Origin of the sequence: Thermosynechococcus sp. Uc (assembly GCF_029335995.1) — a bacterium.
Lineage (GTDB): Bacteria > Cyanobacteriota > Cyanobacteriia > Thermosynechococcales > Thermosynechococcaceae > Thermosynechococcus.
Genome location: NZ_JARJMS020000038.1, coordinates 1 through 13,692 on the forward strand (window position 1 = coordinate 1; position 13,692 = coordinate 13,692).

13 protein-coding genes are annotated in these 13,692 nt (G+C 52.8%); 2 read left to right on the forward strand and 11 right to left on the reverse strand.

Annotation, left to right across the window (positions count from 1 at the left end; genetic code table 11):
• Positions 1 to 1,917: polysaccharide biosynthesis tyrosine autokinase (locus tag P3X23_RS04385; RefSeq protein ID WP_300873508.1), on the forward strand; the 1,917-nt coding region annotated here is incomplete at its 5' end.
• Position 1,918: 1 nt separating this feature from the next.
• On the opposite strand, the gene P3X23_RS04390 is transcribed toward P3X23_RS04385, so the two are convergent.
• The 7 genes from P3X23_RS04390 to P3X23_RS04420 all read right to left on the reverse strand — a co-directional run bounded on the left by P3X23_RS04390 (position 1,919) and on the right by P3X23_RS04420 (position 8,635).
• Positions 1,919 to 2,989 (reverse strand): RuBisCO accumulation factor 1, encoded by a 1,071-nt coding sequence (locus P3X23_RS04390; RefSeq protein ID WP_300873511.1) that lies wholly within the window; start codon positions 2,987 to 2,989, stop codon positions 1,919 to 1,921.
• Between the two features lie 41 nt (positions 2,990 to 3,030).
• Entirely contained in the window at positions 3,031 to 3,936 is a 906-nt protein-coding gene (gene thrB, locus P3X23_RS04395) for a homoserine kinase (RefSeq protein ID WP_300873513.1), read from the reverse strand.
• A gap of 3 nt (positions 3,937 to 3,939) precedes the next feature.
• Complete coding sequence (upp, locus tag P3X23_RS04400; protein ID WP_300873515.1) at positions 3,940 to 4,602, reverse strand: uracil phosphoribosyltransferase; 663 nt, start codon at positions 4,600 to 4,602, stop codon at positions 3,940 to 3,942.
• A gap of 58 nt (positions 4,603 to 4,660) precedes the next feature.
• Positions 4,661 to 5,410: a polyprenyl diphosphate synthase gene (uppS, locus tag P3X23_RS04405; RefSeq protein WP_300873517.1), complete on the reverse strand. Its 750-nt coding sequence runs from the start codon at positions 5,408 to 5,410 to the stop codon at positions 4,661 to 4,663.
• A gap of 22 nt (positions 5,411 to 5,432) precedes the next feature.
• Entirely contained in the window at positions 5,433 to 6,311 is an 879-nt protein-coding gene (gene cdaA, locus P3X23_RS04410; protein ID WP_300873519.1) for a diadenylate cyclase CdaA, read from the reverse strand.
• A 20-nt stretch (positions 6,312 to 6,331) separates the two neighbouring features.
• Positions 6,332 to 7,690 (reverse strand): diaminopimelate decarboxylase, encoded by a 1,359-nt coding sequence (gene lysA / locus P3X23_RS04415; protein WP_300873521.1) that lies wholly within the window; start codon positions 7,688 to 7,690, stop codon positions 6,332 to 6,334.
• Between the two features lie 111 nt (positions 7,691 to 7,801).
• Entirely contained in the window at positions 7,802 to 8,635 is an 834-nt protein-coding gene (locus P3X23_RS04420) for a prohibitin family protein (protein ID WP_300873533.1), read from the reverse strand.
• Positions 8,636 to 8,741: 106 nt separating this feature from the next.
• On the opposite strand from P3X23_RS04420, the gene P3X23_RS04425 reads away from it, so the two are divergent.
• Complete coding sequence (locus P3X23_RS04425; RefSeq protein WP_300873523.1) at positions 8,742 to 9,398, forward strand: ATP-dependent Clp protease proteolytic subunit; 657 nt, start codon at positions 8,742 to 8,744, stop codon at positions 9,396 to 9,398.
• On the opposite strand, the gene P3X23_RS04430 is transcribed toward P3X23_RS04425, so the two are convergent.
• The 4 genes from P3X23_RS04430 to P3X23_RS04445 form a co-directional block, all read right to left on the reverse strand.
• The gene (locus P3X23_RS04430; protein ID WP_300873525.1) at positions 9,395 to 10,756 is read right to left on the reverse strand and encodes an LCP family protein; all 1,362 of its coding nucleotides are present in this window, start codon (positions 10,754 to 10,756) and stop codon (positions 9,395 to 9,397) included. The genes P3X23_RS04425 and P3X23_RS04430 overlap by 4 nt on opposite strands.
• A gap of 192 nt (positions 10,757 to 10,948) precedes the next feature.
• Positions 10,949 to 11,920, reverse strand: a complete 972-nt coding sequence (sds, locus tag P3X23_RS04435; RefSeq protein ID WP_300873527.1) for a solanesyl diphosphate synthase — start codon at positions 11,918 to 11,920, stop codon at positions 10,949 to 10,951.
• Positions 11,921 to 12,014: 94 nt separating this feature from the next.
• The gene (locus P3X23_RS04440; RefSeq protein ID WP_300873529.1) at positions 12,015 to 13,088 is read right to left on the reverse strand and encodes an ABC transporter ATP-binding protein; all 1,074 of its coding nucleotides are present in this window, start codon (positions 13,086 to 13,088) and stop codon (positions 12,015 to 12,017) included.
• A 3-nt stretch (positions 13,089 to 13,091) separates the two neighbouring features.
• Positions 13,092 to 13,250, reverse strand: a complete 159-nt coding sequence (locus tag P3X23_RS04445; RefSeq protein ID WP_300873531.1) for a chlorophyll a/b-binding protein — start codon at positions 13,248 to 13,250, stop codon at positions 13,092 to 13,094.
• Positions 13,251 to 13,692 lie beyond the last annotated feature (442 nt).

Genomic DNA, 13,692 nt, shown 5'->3' on the forward strand with positions numbered 1-13,692 from the left:
GCCTTACCTCCACCCCCTCAAGTGGATTTGGGATCACAGATTTTAGTTCTAGAAAGTGATAAAGTACTGGCACCCATTGCCCAGAAACTACAACAGCAGTACCCCCATTTGACCACGCGGGTATTGGTGGAGCATCTAGAAATTCGACCTGTCGTTAGTTCAATCACAGAGCAACTGGCGGCACCCACAAAAGTCATAGAAGTAGCCTATCGCGATCGCCAGCCGCAAATTGTAACCGCCGTCTTAAAAGCAGTGGCAGAGGCATTTGTTGACTACAGTCAACGGGATCGCCAAGAACAGCTCAATCGCACCCTAGAACAACTGGATAAAGACATCAAGCAGCACCTCACCGAATTAGACCAACTACAAAACCAACGACAGCAGCAACTCCAAGCCGGTCAACCGCAAGGTGCAAGCCTGCAACCCTCAGAACAACTGCGTTTTTTGACAGAACAGTACCGCCAAATCCATAGCCTGCGCCAAGCTGCTCGCTTGAAGGCTGTAGAGGCCTACGGTCGCTTTCAAGGGTTCCAAGAACAGCTGAAGATGACACCCGCCGAAGCTCTAGCGGCAGCGAATTTAAGTGCCTCCCCCGCCTATCAACAACAACTGGCACGCATTCAAGAACTGGATCAAGAAATTGCCAAGAATCTGGCTATTTTCCGTGAAGGGACACCCGTGATCCAAGCCCTAGAGGAACAGCGGCGAGTTTTAGTGGAACAATTGCAGGCGATCGCTCGCCAAGTAATTGGTGAGCGATATCCAGTGGACAATCCCACTGCCCTAGGCTTTCAGGGAACAGTCTCACAAACGCTGATTACTAACTACATTACGGCGTGGATTGAGTACGAAAATCAGCGGCGCTATGATGCCGAGCTGGCTGCTTCTCAAGCGGCAGTTGCCCAACAATTACAGAAACTGAGTAGCAACCTGCCCGCTATTGATCGCCTTGAGAATCGAATTCGGACGGCGAATCTCTCCCTAGAGATGCTCAATCAAGCCCGACAAGCGGTGCAACTGCAACTGGCGCAAAATAACTTTGCGTGGCAAGTGCTCACGGATTTAGAGAACCCAGTTGTACAGCCCACAGTACCGCGACTGCAACTGCTGATCCTAGGGGCGATCGCCAGCTTAGTCTTGGGTGTTCTGGCCATTTATATTGCGGATGTTGCCGCCAATACGTTTGTCAGTGCCGCCCAAGTGGAAGAGGCTTTAGGCTTACCGCTGCTTGGCAAAATTCCCAAGGCACCCCCCCCAATCAATCTGCGCTTAGAGCGCGTGGTCAAGGGCAATTCAGGGCTGTGGTGGGTGACCCAAGTCCTACCCGCCGTGGGGGAATCGGTGAAATTTCAGGAGGCGTTTCACCATGTGTTTGCGAACCTCCAGGCCGTGGGTTTGGAGCATTCGTTAGCCGTGATTTCAGCTCTACCCGCTGATGGACGCACTACCGTTGCCCTCCATCTTGCCCTTGCTGCCGCAGGTGTGGATCAACGGGTTCTCCTCATTGATGGGGATTTGCGGCGACCACAGCTTCACCGCTATTTGGGACTGGCGAACGAACAGGGTTTAGCCGATTGGTTGATTTGCCAGCACCACTGGGATCGCCTGACTCAGGTCAGACAAGGTCTGACCATTTTAACCGCTGGGGAGTTGCGGCATCAGCCCATGCGGCTCCTCAGTCAAGATACGCTCAAGCAATTCATGGCTCACCTCAAAAACTACTTTGATCTAGTAATTGTGGATACACCGCCCTTGGCAAATTTTGCCGATGCTAAACTTTGGTCGAGAGTCGTGGATCAGACCCTTGTGGTGGTAAATCTAAAGGCACCCCAGCAGCCTGTGCGCCTAGCCTTAGGAGATTATAGTTTGGTGGGAAGTGTGGGCGCTTTAGGCCTTGTGGTCAATCTCGCCTATTGAATTATTCCTCAAAAAACCAGAGTTCCCTATTAATGCTCTCATCCAAGACGTGGGGGGGGCGTAGAACAAGCAGGAGTTGGCCAAGAATCGGAACTGTAGGCGCTTCAGGAAACCAAGCCAATTGGACAGCATTGCTGGCGGCAGGAGCAATCAGCAGGTAGCGATCGCGATCCCATGCTTGAAGACCGCGATCAACAATTAAGAGCACCTGTTCAATGGGCAATCCCTCAGGAGTTGAGGGTAATTCTGTGGGTAACTCTGCCACAGGCCAAAGCACAGCGATAGGATCAACGGCATTCAAGAGAACTGGCCAACTGGGGAGAGCAACGAGGGTCATGGGTTGGGGAACAGAAACTAATTGAAAAGCGCCTGTGGAGGTTAACTGGGGAACTTGATTGAACGCTTCGGCAGCAAGGGGGGCTGTTCCTGCTACAGGAACAAAGGAGGAGAGGTCTTCGGCGGAATCTAAGCGGTAAAGGGGCAGGCGCGGTTGGCTTGCCGCAGGGACAACAGTAAAGTCCGTCAGCAGTTTTTCGAGGGCTTGGCGACCGCTGGCGGATTCGACAAAGCGAAAGCCTTGGGCAATGAGGCGCGATCGCTGGGCCAAATCGCGTTGCTGCCGTGCCAGTTGCCAGTAGTAGCGACCAATGCGATCGCCTACGCTCTCACCAAAGCCTTCACTGTCATCTTTTTGATAGCTCACCGCCTTAAGGGCACGGCACACTTCATGAACCGCACTAAGATCCAATTGTTTCTCAACAATGAGCGTCGCTACTGCAAGGCGATCGCTCACGGACAACACTCGCAGCTCATAGAGCAGATCACTGCCCCGCGTTTGAAAATAGGCATGCACAGATTCAGGAGCGTCCCGCAAACTCTGGCTCACTTGCAAGGCAATGATCAATTGATTTTGGTGAATCGGTTCAATGCCCGTAGCCTCAAAAATGGCTTGGGGGGATAGTCCTTGTTTTTGCAGTTGCTGGCATCCTGCACCCCAATCTTGCCAAGTTCCCTCCCTGTGGCGCAGACGTTGCAGCACTTCCGTTGTCAGGGCATCCTGTTCTTGACTCATTAGATCACCTCCTAGGAGCAGGGAAGTATTTAATGGATGACCTAGCGATCGCGCACTGTTGTTCCTTGGCGTTGAATCCCTAGTACCTCGACCCGTGCCTGTACGTCAAACCTTGCCCAAGTCTCCCTCAGCGCTGCGGCAATGGCTGGAGCAGTAACGGGATCCCCAAGGGCTAGGAGGGTTGGCCCTGCCCCACTAATCACCAAACCATGGGCACCCGCCCCAAGAGCTGCCCTGTGGAGATCGCCGTAGCCTTTGATCAAACTTTGGCGGTAGGGTTGATGCAAGCGATCGCCCAAAGCCAGTTGCAGCCACTCCCGTTGACCCGTTTCCAGACCCCGCAGCAAAACACCAAGGTGACTGATATTAAAAACCGCATCACCGTAGGTGCAGTGGGTGGGCAGCACTTGACGCGCTGTTTCCGTGGCCAGCTCAAAGTCCGGAATCGCCACAATAGGTACCACATCCTGATTCCAAGGAATCTCTAGCCAATGCCATCCCCCTGCCCCCTCTTGGACGGCAAGACGACAGCCCCCCAGCAAGGCAGGCACAACATTATCGGGGTGACCTTCCATTTCAATGGCCAATTCCAGAACCTCACTAGGACTGAGGGGAAAGCCCGCCAGCCGATTGGCTCCCACCAATCCACCAATGATTGCTGTTGCTGAACTGCCTAAACCCCGCGCGAGGGGAACCCCCAAATCAATTTCCAGATACACGGGTGGGGCTTCCCGTCCGAGATATTCATAGAGACGATTGTAGGCACGATAGGCCAAATTATCGGAGCTATTGCTAACACCTGCTGCTTCGGTGCCCCGCACCTTCACATGAGGGCGATCGCTCAACGAAAATGTAAACGTATTGGTGAGGGTCAGCGCCGCTCCAAGGCAATCAAACCCAGGTCCTAAATTGGCCGTTGTTGCCGGTACAGTCACCACTGTTATCATGGGCTACGCTTCCTCCCCAGTGCCAAAGGCGCGATCGCCCGCATCCCCTAAGCCAGGCACAATAAACCCCTGCTCATTCAAGCTCTCATCAATTGTGGCCGCATAGACTTGCACTGCCGGGAAATGGGCACCCAGTTTCTGCAACGCTGGGGGGGCAGTGACCACGGAAATAATTCGCACCAAGGCCGGGTCAACCCCCCGCTGTACCAATTCTTGCATTGCTGTCATGATTGAACCTCCCGTCGCCAGCATCGGCTCACTAATGAGGACACGGGTTTGCGGGTCAAACTGAGGGGGCAGCTTATTGAGATAGCAACTGGGTTCAAGGGTAACCTCATCCCGCACAATTCCTAGGTGGTACGTTTTTGCCGTTGGTAAGACCCCTTGGGCACCGTCGAGCAAGGCCAAACCTGCCCGCAGAATCGGTATGACCACAATGGGCACCTGGGGATTCACCACCATTGCTGCACAGGGAGCAAGGGGAGTTTCCACCACTGTTTCCACCGTTGGCAGCCATTCCCGTGCCGCTTCATAGGCCAACCACCGCCCCAACTCCGTCATTGCCACCCGAAATAAAGGGGTGGGTGTGGTGCGATCGCGAGCCACCGTCAGCCAATGCTGAATCAGGGGATGGGGAGGGACATAAATGCGCAATTGGGGGGTCACAGTATCGCTCCAATACGTACCCGGCAGGCTTTCCTATTGTCCACCGAAACCGCTCCCTTTAGACACGGCCAAAGCGCCGTTGCCGCTGTTGGTAATCCCGTAGCGCCTCATGGAAAGCAGCTCGGTCAAAATCTGGCCAGAGGGTTTTGGTGACATAGATTTCTGAATAGGCCACCTGCCACAGCAAAAAGTTACTAACGCGCATCTCACCACTGGTACGAATCAACAAATCAGGATCCGGTAGGCCGCCGGTGTACAAATGTTGCTCAAAGAGCACTTCATCAATATCAGCAGGGTCAAGGAGTCCCGCTTTCACCTGAGCTGCCAGTGAACGGCAAGCGTGGATAATTTCCCGTCGCCCACCATAGTTTGTTGCCACCACAAATTTAATTTTTTGGTTATTGGCTGTGGCGGCCATGGCGTGCTTAATTTCTGCTTGCAGGGATTTCGGCAAACACGCTAAGTCGCCGACAAAGTGAATTTGTACGCCCTCGGCAACCATTTCTGGTAGCTCCCGCCGCAAGACTCGCTCAAAGAGGGTCATGAGAAAATCCACTTCGGGCAGGGGGCGCCCCCAATTTTCCGTAGAGAAGGCATAGGCGGTCAGTGCTTCAATGCCCCAATCTTTGCAACAACGCAGCAAATTCTTGAGGGTGTCCACCCCCCGTTGATGCCCCATAACGCGCGGCAAATTGCGTTGCTTCGCCCAGCGGCCATTGCCATCCATAATCACCGCCACATGGCGAGGTAAGCGATCGCGATCCAAATCAGCAGGTAACTCAATCAAGGAATGGGGCTGTAGGGTCATGGAGACATCCATTTACAGAAAATTAACGCAATGGCCATATTATTTTCCAGAATTTTGAGCTGTGCTGACGTGGACGGGGTTGTGAAGTTCCCGTCCCTTGATCCTGCACATACTGTCGTAACAATTCCCCTAGTTTACTGCTTGTGAGGGGACGTTGAAGCTCCCCCTTAAAGGCAAGAGAAATTGACCCCGTTTCCTCAGAAACCACCACACAGACACAGTGGCCAATGCGCTCAGTAATCCCCAAAGCAGCGCGATGACGGGTGCCCAACTGCCAAGGTCCTGTGCGATCCGAAAGAGGCAAGATCAACTTTGCTGCAATTACTTCACTCCCCCGTACCCAAATTGCCCCATCATGCAGGGGTGAAGTCACCTGAAAAATTGAGGTAATCAGTTCTGGTGACAAACGGGCATTGAGCGCGATTCCCGCATGGGTAAAATCCTGGGGGCTGAGCTTTGTATGGGTCTCCAGTAAAATGAGTGCCCCTGTGCGATCTTGAGATAGCCCTTTTACTGCCGTCACAATCAGATCAACAGCATCATTGGTCAGACTCGACTCAGCCACAGGTTGCATCAAGCCCAAGAACTGCCCCCGACCCAAGTGCTCCAGAAAAATGCGAACTTCCGATTGCAGGATGACTGCCAAGGCCACTGCCGAACCAATGACTAAGTTGTGCAAAACAAAACTCAAAAACTGCAGTTCAACGGCACGGCTTAGGGAGGTTGCCAAAAGGAGGAAGATAAAGCCCCGTATCATCCACAGGGTTCGCCGCTCAGCCACAACCCGCAAAATAGCGTAGGTTAAAGCCAAGACCAAAACCACATCCACGACGGTTCGCACTTTTGTTAGTGTCTCCGCAGACAGCAGCAGCCACGATAAGTTACCTAGGAGGCCGATCATCCCATCTTTCTCGTCACCTCTTAGGGGGCAGGAGTGCTCAATCGCAGGGGCAGGACATCATGAGCCACCAAATCAGCGTAGGTTTCCCGTTGCAGTATCAAGTTGGCTTCACCCTCACAAACAACCACCGCTGCTGGCCGGGGAACCCGATTGTAATTGGAGGCCATGCTGTAATTGTAGGCACCCGTACTGGCAACGACCAGAATATCGTTGGCTTGTAGCGGCGGCAAAGTGACTTCGGGAAGCAGAATATCCCCCGATTCACAGTGCTTACCGGCAACTCGCACGGTTTCTGTGGCCGCAGTGGTCATGCGATTGGCACACAGGGCGGTGTACTGCGCTTGATAGGTAATGGGTCGCGGGTTATCGGACATTCCCCCATCCACCGCAATATAGGTGCGCAGTTCAGGAATCACCTTACGGCTACCCACAGTGTAGGCGGTAACTGCCGCAGGCCCAACGATGGAGCGCCCCGGCTCACAGAGGAGTTTAGGCAAGGGAAGATGGCGTTGCTGACAGGCTTGGCTCAGTTGCTGACTAATGGCCTTTGCCCAGTGGGCGATCGCCGGCGGATTATCTGATTCTACGTAACGAATGCCAAGTCCGCCCCCCACGTTCAATTCTCGCATCGGTAGCATTGCTTCACGGGCCTGGGCCAGCCAGTCCACAAGTACATCACATAAATCCAGATGGGGCTGCTCCTCAAAAATTTGTGAGCCAATGTGGGCGTGTAGTCCCACCCAGTCCAGTTCTGGATGTGCTTTAGCAAACTGAAGCAACTCCGGGAACTGTTGCGGGTCAAAGCCAAATTTACTGTCTAAATGTCCTGTTCGGATATATTCGTGGGTGTGGCATTCAATCCCCGGTGTCAGCCGCAACATCACACGCGGGGGCGTCGAACGCTCATGCTCCTCAGTGTAGGCAGCCAGACGTTCCAGCTCCAGCCAGTTGTCGGCAACAATTGTGCAATTGACCTCAAGGGCATAGAGGAGTTCTTGGGGAGATTTGTTATTGCCGTGGAAGTAAATGTGGCTAGCAGGGACACCGGCACTCAAGGCAGTGTAGAGTTCTCCCCCCGACGCCACATCAATCCCTAAGCCTTCACTGTGGGCAAGGGCACAGGTGGCCAAGCAGTTCCAGGCTTTGGAGGCGTAGAGCACTAAGAAATCACCGCCATAGCTCTGCTGAAGGGTGTTTTGGTATTGACGGCAAGCGGCGCGAAAGGTAAATTCATCAAGAATGTAAAGGGGAGAGCCAAACTGTGCCACTAACTCCACCACATCACACCCGCCAATGGTGAGATGGCCACGAGCATTGGTCTCAGCGGTCAAGGGTAAAATTTGCTGATTGGCAGCAAGGGTGACAGGGGTGGAGATCATGGATCAATATCAAGAGAAATCTAAAGAATAAAAGGACAAATTACTATTTTCAATTCTAAGGGGGATTTGGGCGATCGCTCCTGTGGATCAGTGGATCGAAGACGCCCTTGCCTATTTTTCAGTGCGCCAGTTCAGCAAAAAAGGGGGTAGCCCTTCTTTGCCGTTGAGTATAATCACTTGCGGAACTTGGGCACCCCCTTCCCGCCAGGCTGCGATCGCTTCCTTTTGGAGGACTAACTCTCCCCCCGGTACGTTGAGGGTTTCAGCCAGCAGGCGCTGGGCTTCCGCTTTCCCTTGGGCACGATTAATTTCTGCTTGGGCTTGTTGAGCTGCTTCTTGGGCAATATACACAGCTCGCTGTGCCCGCTGCTCAGCAATTTGTTTATCCTCAACAGCTTTGGAGAATTCTTCCGAAAAGTCAAGGTTAACAACACTGGTATCCAGGACGAGAATGTGATACTTGGCTAGACGATCGCCAAGGGCGTGATCAAAATCTTCCTTCAATTCATCCCGTTTGGTAATTGCCTCCTCCGCTGTGCGACGGGCAGCGGCAATTTTGAAGGCCTCTTGGGTTTGGGGGGCAATGATTTTGGCCACAATATTTTCCAGCGTCCCTTGGGTGCGGCGCACATCCACAATGGCCATGGGGTCTAGGCGAAAGTTAATGGCAAAACTGGCGGTAATGTCCTGCAAATCTTTGGTGGCACTTTCCGCTGGCACTTCAAACTTCTGTACGGTTACGTCATAGACATCCACATTGGCAATAAACGGGGGTTTCCAGTGAATGCCTTCGAGGAGGGGGGTATCCTGAGCCTTGCCCAAAATACTCAATACCCCTGCTTGGCCGGGATTAATAATCACCACCGCATTCAAAAAAAGTACCAGTAAGAGGATGGCAACTGCCACTATTGAGGAGGTAAGCCGTGAACTGAGCAGAGAATTCATGGACAAAGAAGTTAATTGCTGCTTTGATTATAGGGGGTGCTTTCCACCGATCCTGAAGGCAATTCCTTGCTAGAGTACAGATAGACTGTCATTTGCTGAGCGTCCTATGCGGTTGCCCATTACTGCTGCCCAAGCGGCCTACTATGGTGATGCCTACTATCGCACCCCACCTCCAGACCTCCCTTCACTCCTATTAAAGGAGCGGATTGTCTATTTAGGTATGCCTTTGGTGCCAGCAGTCACCGAGCTGATCATTGCCGAACTGCTCTATTTGCAATACGACGACCCTGAAAAACCCATCCGCATTTACATCAACTCAACGGGTACTTCCCGCTACGATGGCGAACCCATTGGCTTTGAAACCGAAGCCTTTGCTATCTGCGACACCATGCGCTACATTAAGCCCCCCGTACATACGATCTGCATTGGTCAAGCCATGGGCATGGCAGCTATGTTGCTCTCGGCTGGTACCAAAGGGTGCCGCGCCAGTTTACCCCACGCCACAATTGTCTTGCACCAAACCAAAAGCTATGCCCAAGGGCAGGCCACCGATATTCAAATTCGTGCCCGCGAAGTCCTAGCAAATAAAGCTATGATGGTGGAGATTTTGGCGCAAAACACGGGTCAATCCCCTGAGCGCATCACCCGTGATATGGATCGATTGCTCTACATGACGCCACAAATGGCCAAGGAATACGGCATTATTGACCGCATTCTTGAACCCGAGGCTGTGAAGAAGAAACTGCCCGCAACCTTGACCTAATGCAGGACGGCTGCCCAGTCGCGACCAATCCGAATCGTAATATCTGAAGACAGGACGCCCGTCGAGTTGGCTGACACTCGCCCTATGCCCAGAACGGAGCGGATTGTTTGGGCAGCTCCTACATCCCCTTGCTGGGCAACGATTTCTGTTTCAGGGGTTTGCTGATACCACTCGTTACTGATAATCACATTTGTGTAGCCGTGGTGGGCGAGAAAGTCAGCCATATCTTGGGCAGCGTCGCTGCTACCGGAAGCATTTTGTAGGGCAATACGTAACGTGCCGCTTCCGCTCCAAGTGGAGTTGACCAGTTTCGAGGGGCGATCACTAAAATGTTCTGCCACCACCCGATCAATCCGTTCATAGTCAGGCAGCCAGTAGCTCACTTCATAGCCATCGCCACTAAAACGGCCAGGGAGCAAGATCAAACGTAGGTTGTCTGGTTCAATGCGCAGACTAAATTGAGCGATCGCCATTAATTCGGCAAAAGTTAAATCTGTATCCACATATTTTTGCAGGGCGCTGTAGATTTTCGGCAACTGGGTCAGCATGACGGGGTTGGCCAGTTTCCTTTGCAAAGCCTTGATCAACATCTGCTGCCGTTGGGCGCGGCCAATATCCCCCAATTCATCGTAACGAAAGCGAACAAACCCCTCCGCTTGTTCTCCATTCAGAGTTTGCAGCCCCGGTTGAAGATCAATGTAGAGTTTTTGAGTGTGATCGGTATAAACCATGCGCTTGGGAACATTGACTTCGACCCCCCCCACTAGATCTACTAATTCCCGAAAGGCTGCCGTATCAATGCGGATGTAGCGATCCACGGGGGTGTAATTCAAAGTTTTACTAACCACCCGCACCGTTAAATCCACATCCCCATAAACGTTGGCGGCATTAATTTTGTTGATGCCATAGCCGGGAATCTCAACGCGGGTGTCACGGGGAATACTTAGAACGGTTATCGTGCCATTTTCAGGGTTAAACCGCGCCAGTAGGAGGGTGTCGGTGCGACCACGAAAGCGTTTAGGAGATCCTGCGGGTGCATCCAAGACCTTATCTACCCCCAGCACTAGGAGGTTCACTGGCCGACCCATGCCATACTGCAACCCCCGCGTTATCATTTCCAGCCAAGAGGGATTCCCTTGTCCCCGCTGACTTATTCCCTGAAATGGTGATACCAAAACAAAGGTCATGCCCGCAAAGGCCGAGACCAAGGACACAGTGCCAAAGGCGGCAATCCAACCAAGGGTACGCCAAGGCGAAGGGCGCGATCGCTGGATAGTCCTTTTGGGCGTTAGTTTTGGATTGCTCCGACGACCCACAGTAGAACTCACTGGTTTACGCTGGTTAACGCCTCGTGCCACAATTCACTCCCCCACCAAAAACAAGTCATGGGCTCGCCGGGTGGATATTCCCCTGTGTTTAGTGTAGGGGATTCTCTCCTCCTCCCGCACCTGTACCTATTGATCTGCATCTCAGGGCTGTTTCTGTGTTTTGGTTTTCGTTTACTGCCGCAGATTTATGCGCTGTGCATCGGAATTTCTTTGCCTTGCCGCTCAATACAGTCGCTCAAGGACATAATCTGTCAACTGGCTGAGGGCTTGACGCGGTTCTGAAGGGGGGAGTACCTCAAGGGCAGGTAGAGCCGCCTGGGCATATTCCTTGGCTAAGTTACGCGCCTCTTCAATTGCCCCGCTTTGGCGCACAAGGTTGAGGGCGGTTTCTAAATCTCCCTCTTCGCTAAACTCGCGCTCGATGAGGGTGTGTAGGTAGGGAGCTTTAGGTAGGGCAAAGAGAACGGGTGCTGTTAAGTTGCCATCCCGCAGGTCTGAACCGGCGGGTTTGCCTAATTCTGCGGTTGAACGGGTAAAGTCGAGGATGTCATCTACGATTTGAAAAGCCAAGCCAAGATTTTTGCCATAGGTGTACATGGCCTCAATGGTCTCTGGCGGGGCTTCACTGAGAACCGCTGCCGCTTTGGCACTATTGGCAATCAGGGAGGCTGTCTTGTAGTAGGTTTTTAATAAATAGTCATCTAGGGTAATGCTGGTGTCAAAGCGGTTAAAACCTTGGCGAATTTCCCCTTCAGCAAAGTCTTTGATCACTTGAGAGAGCAGCTTCACCACTTGGAGATTATCTAGATCCGCTAAGTACCAAGAGGCCTGGGCAAAAAGAAAATCGCCAGCTTGAATGGCCACCCGATTGCCAAAGACACTGTTGACTGTAGGAACACCGCGCCGCAGTTGAGCCTGATCAACGACATCATCATGAAAGAGACTAGCGGTGTGAATCATTTCCGTAATTTCTGCCAAGCGGCAGTGTCGAGGGGTAATCCCTTGATCGGGAAGCGTGGCTCGTGAAACCAAAAAGACAATGGCGGGTCGAATACGCTTGCCACTGGCGGTAAAGAGATGTTCGGCGGCAGCAGAGAGTACGGCGTGTTGTGCTCCAATCAGTGCCTTCAGATTCTCCGTCAGGACACAGAGATCGGCTTCGACAGGTGAGAAAAGAGAAGTTACCGAAGTCATGGACGGGCTGGCCGCATAAGTTACGAAATTTTACAGAATCCTAGTTGTATTCTAAGCGAACCCTCCAATCTTGGGTAAGGGTTCCGCTGAATTTTCAGCAGGGCTCACAATTGAGAGCCGCCCCGGTCGTGGGCTCAAAAAGATAGAGATGGCTGACCTGCAAGTGGAGGGAGTCGCCGATCTGAGGGATGTGCTGACTCGGAGTTAGCCACAGTAGTTCTTGGGAACTATTCATCAGGCGACAGCGGACAATGGCTTCGCGACCAAGGGGTTCAACGAGGGTGGCGATCGCTCTTAAACCGGTCTCGCCAATTTGCAAGTGCTCTGGCCGAATTCCCACCATCAGCGACTGTTCGGTTTTCAGTGACCAATGTAGGTTATCGGGGCAACTCAGGGGCTGCTGCGCTATCCAAAGGCGGCTGTCATGCCAGTGAGCAGCCAGTAAGTTCATTGGCGGGGTACCCAAAAAGCGCGCCACCATGGTATTTGCGGGTCTTTCGTAGAGGTCGGCAGGGGTGCCAATCTGCTGGATTTGACCGCGATCTAGCACCACAATGCGATCGCCAAGGGTCATGGCCTCCACTTGATCGTGGGTGACGTAGAGGGTAGTAATCCCCAGTTGTTGATGTAATTGTTTCAATTCGGCACGAGTTTGCTCCCGCAATTGGGCATCGAGGTTGGAGAGAGGTTCATCAAGCAAAAACACTTGGGGCGATCGCGCTAAAGCTCTTCCGAGGGCTACCCGCTGCTGCTGACCGCCAGAGAGTTGTCGCGGCTTGCGCTGAAGCAGGGACTCAATCCCCAGTAGCTTTGCCACTTGGAGCACCCGTTGTTGCCGTGTTGCCGAATCAACACCGCGCATTTTCAGGCCAAAGCTAAGGTTTTCAGCCACAGTCATGTGAGGGTAGAGGGCATAGTTTTGAAAAACCATTGCTACATCGCGATCGCGCCCACTGAGGCCATTGACACAAGTCTCCCCAATGTAAATGTTGCCACTGGTGGGTTGCTCCAAACCGGCAATGAGCCGCAATAGGGTAGATTTACCACAACCGGAAGGCCCGACAATGACCCAAAACTCCCCTGCGGGCACCGTCAAGGACAATGGACCAATTTCCACGCCTGGGGCAAATCGCCGCGTGACTCCCTCTAAGCGCAGGGTTGCCGTCATAACCTACCGCCAGCCCACCCACGTAAAGAAGTCTTGGCCAGTGACCCACTCCAGCAGCAACAGGGCAGCAAAACCAATCATGGCAAAGCGGCCATTGATCAGCTCTGCATAGCGGGACCAACCGAATTGGGGAGTCAAATCATTGGGCGTCGGTTCACTCATAGCGTTAGGAATGCAAAACAACTTCTTTAATTTGGCACAGAGCCTTCACGTTGTACTCACATTTTAGAAGAGGTCTGTTTCTGCTGGAGAGTGGTGATCACCGCTTTAATTTGCGCTTGACCGGCAGATTTTTCAAACCACAGCGCAAACTTGCCGCACCACGACAACCGCCAGCCTCAAGGGACAAAGCTTACAATTCCCCTGCTGTCTCGAAAGCGATTGTCCACCATCGGTAGGCCAAATTGCTGCTCATCACCCCGCCACCTTCTTTGACCAGTTCCAAGAGCACTTGACGATGATATAAAGGGCGGTCTGGATTGGGCGTTGCTGTTTTGAGCGTGCTCAGGTTGCCTGTTGCATCTGTGAATTGGTATATTCTAGCAATAGCCCAGTGTCCCAGTTTATAGCAATCTTTTCAAGCCACACATTTCCAGCCCATACG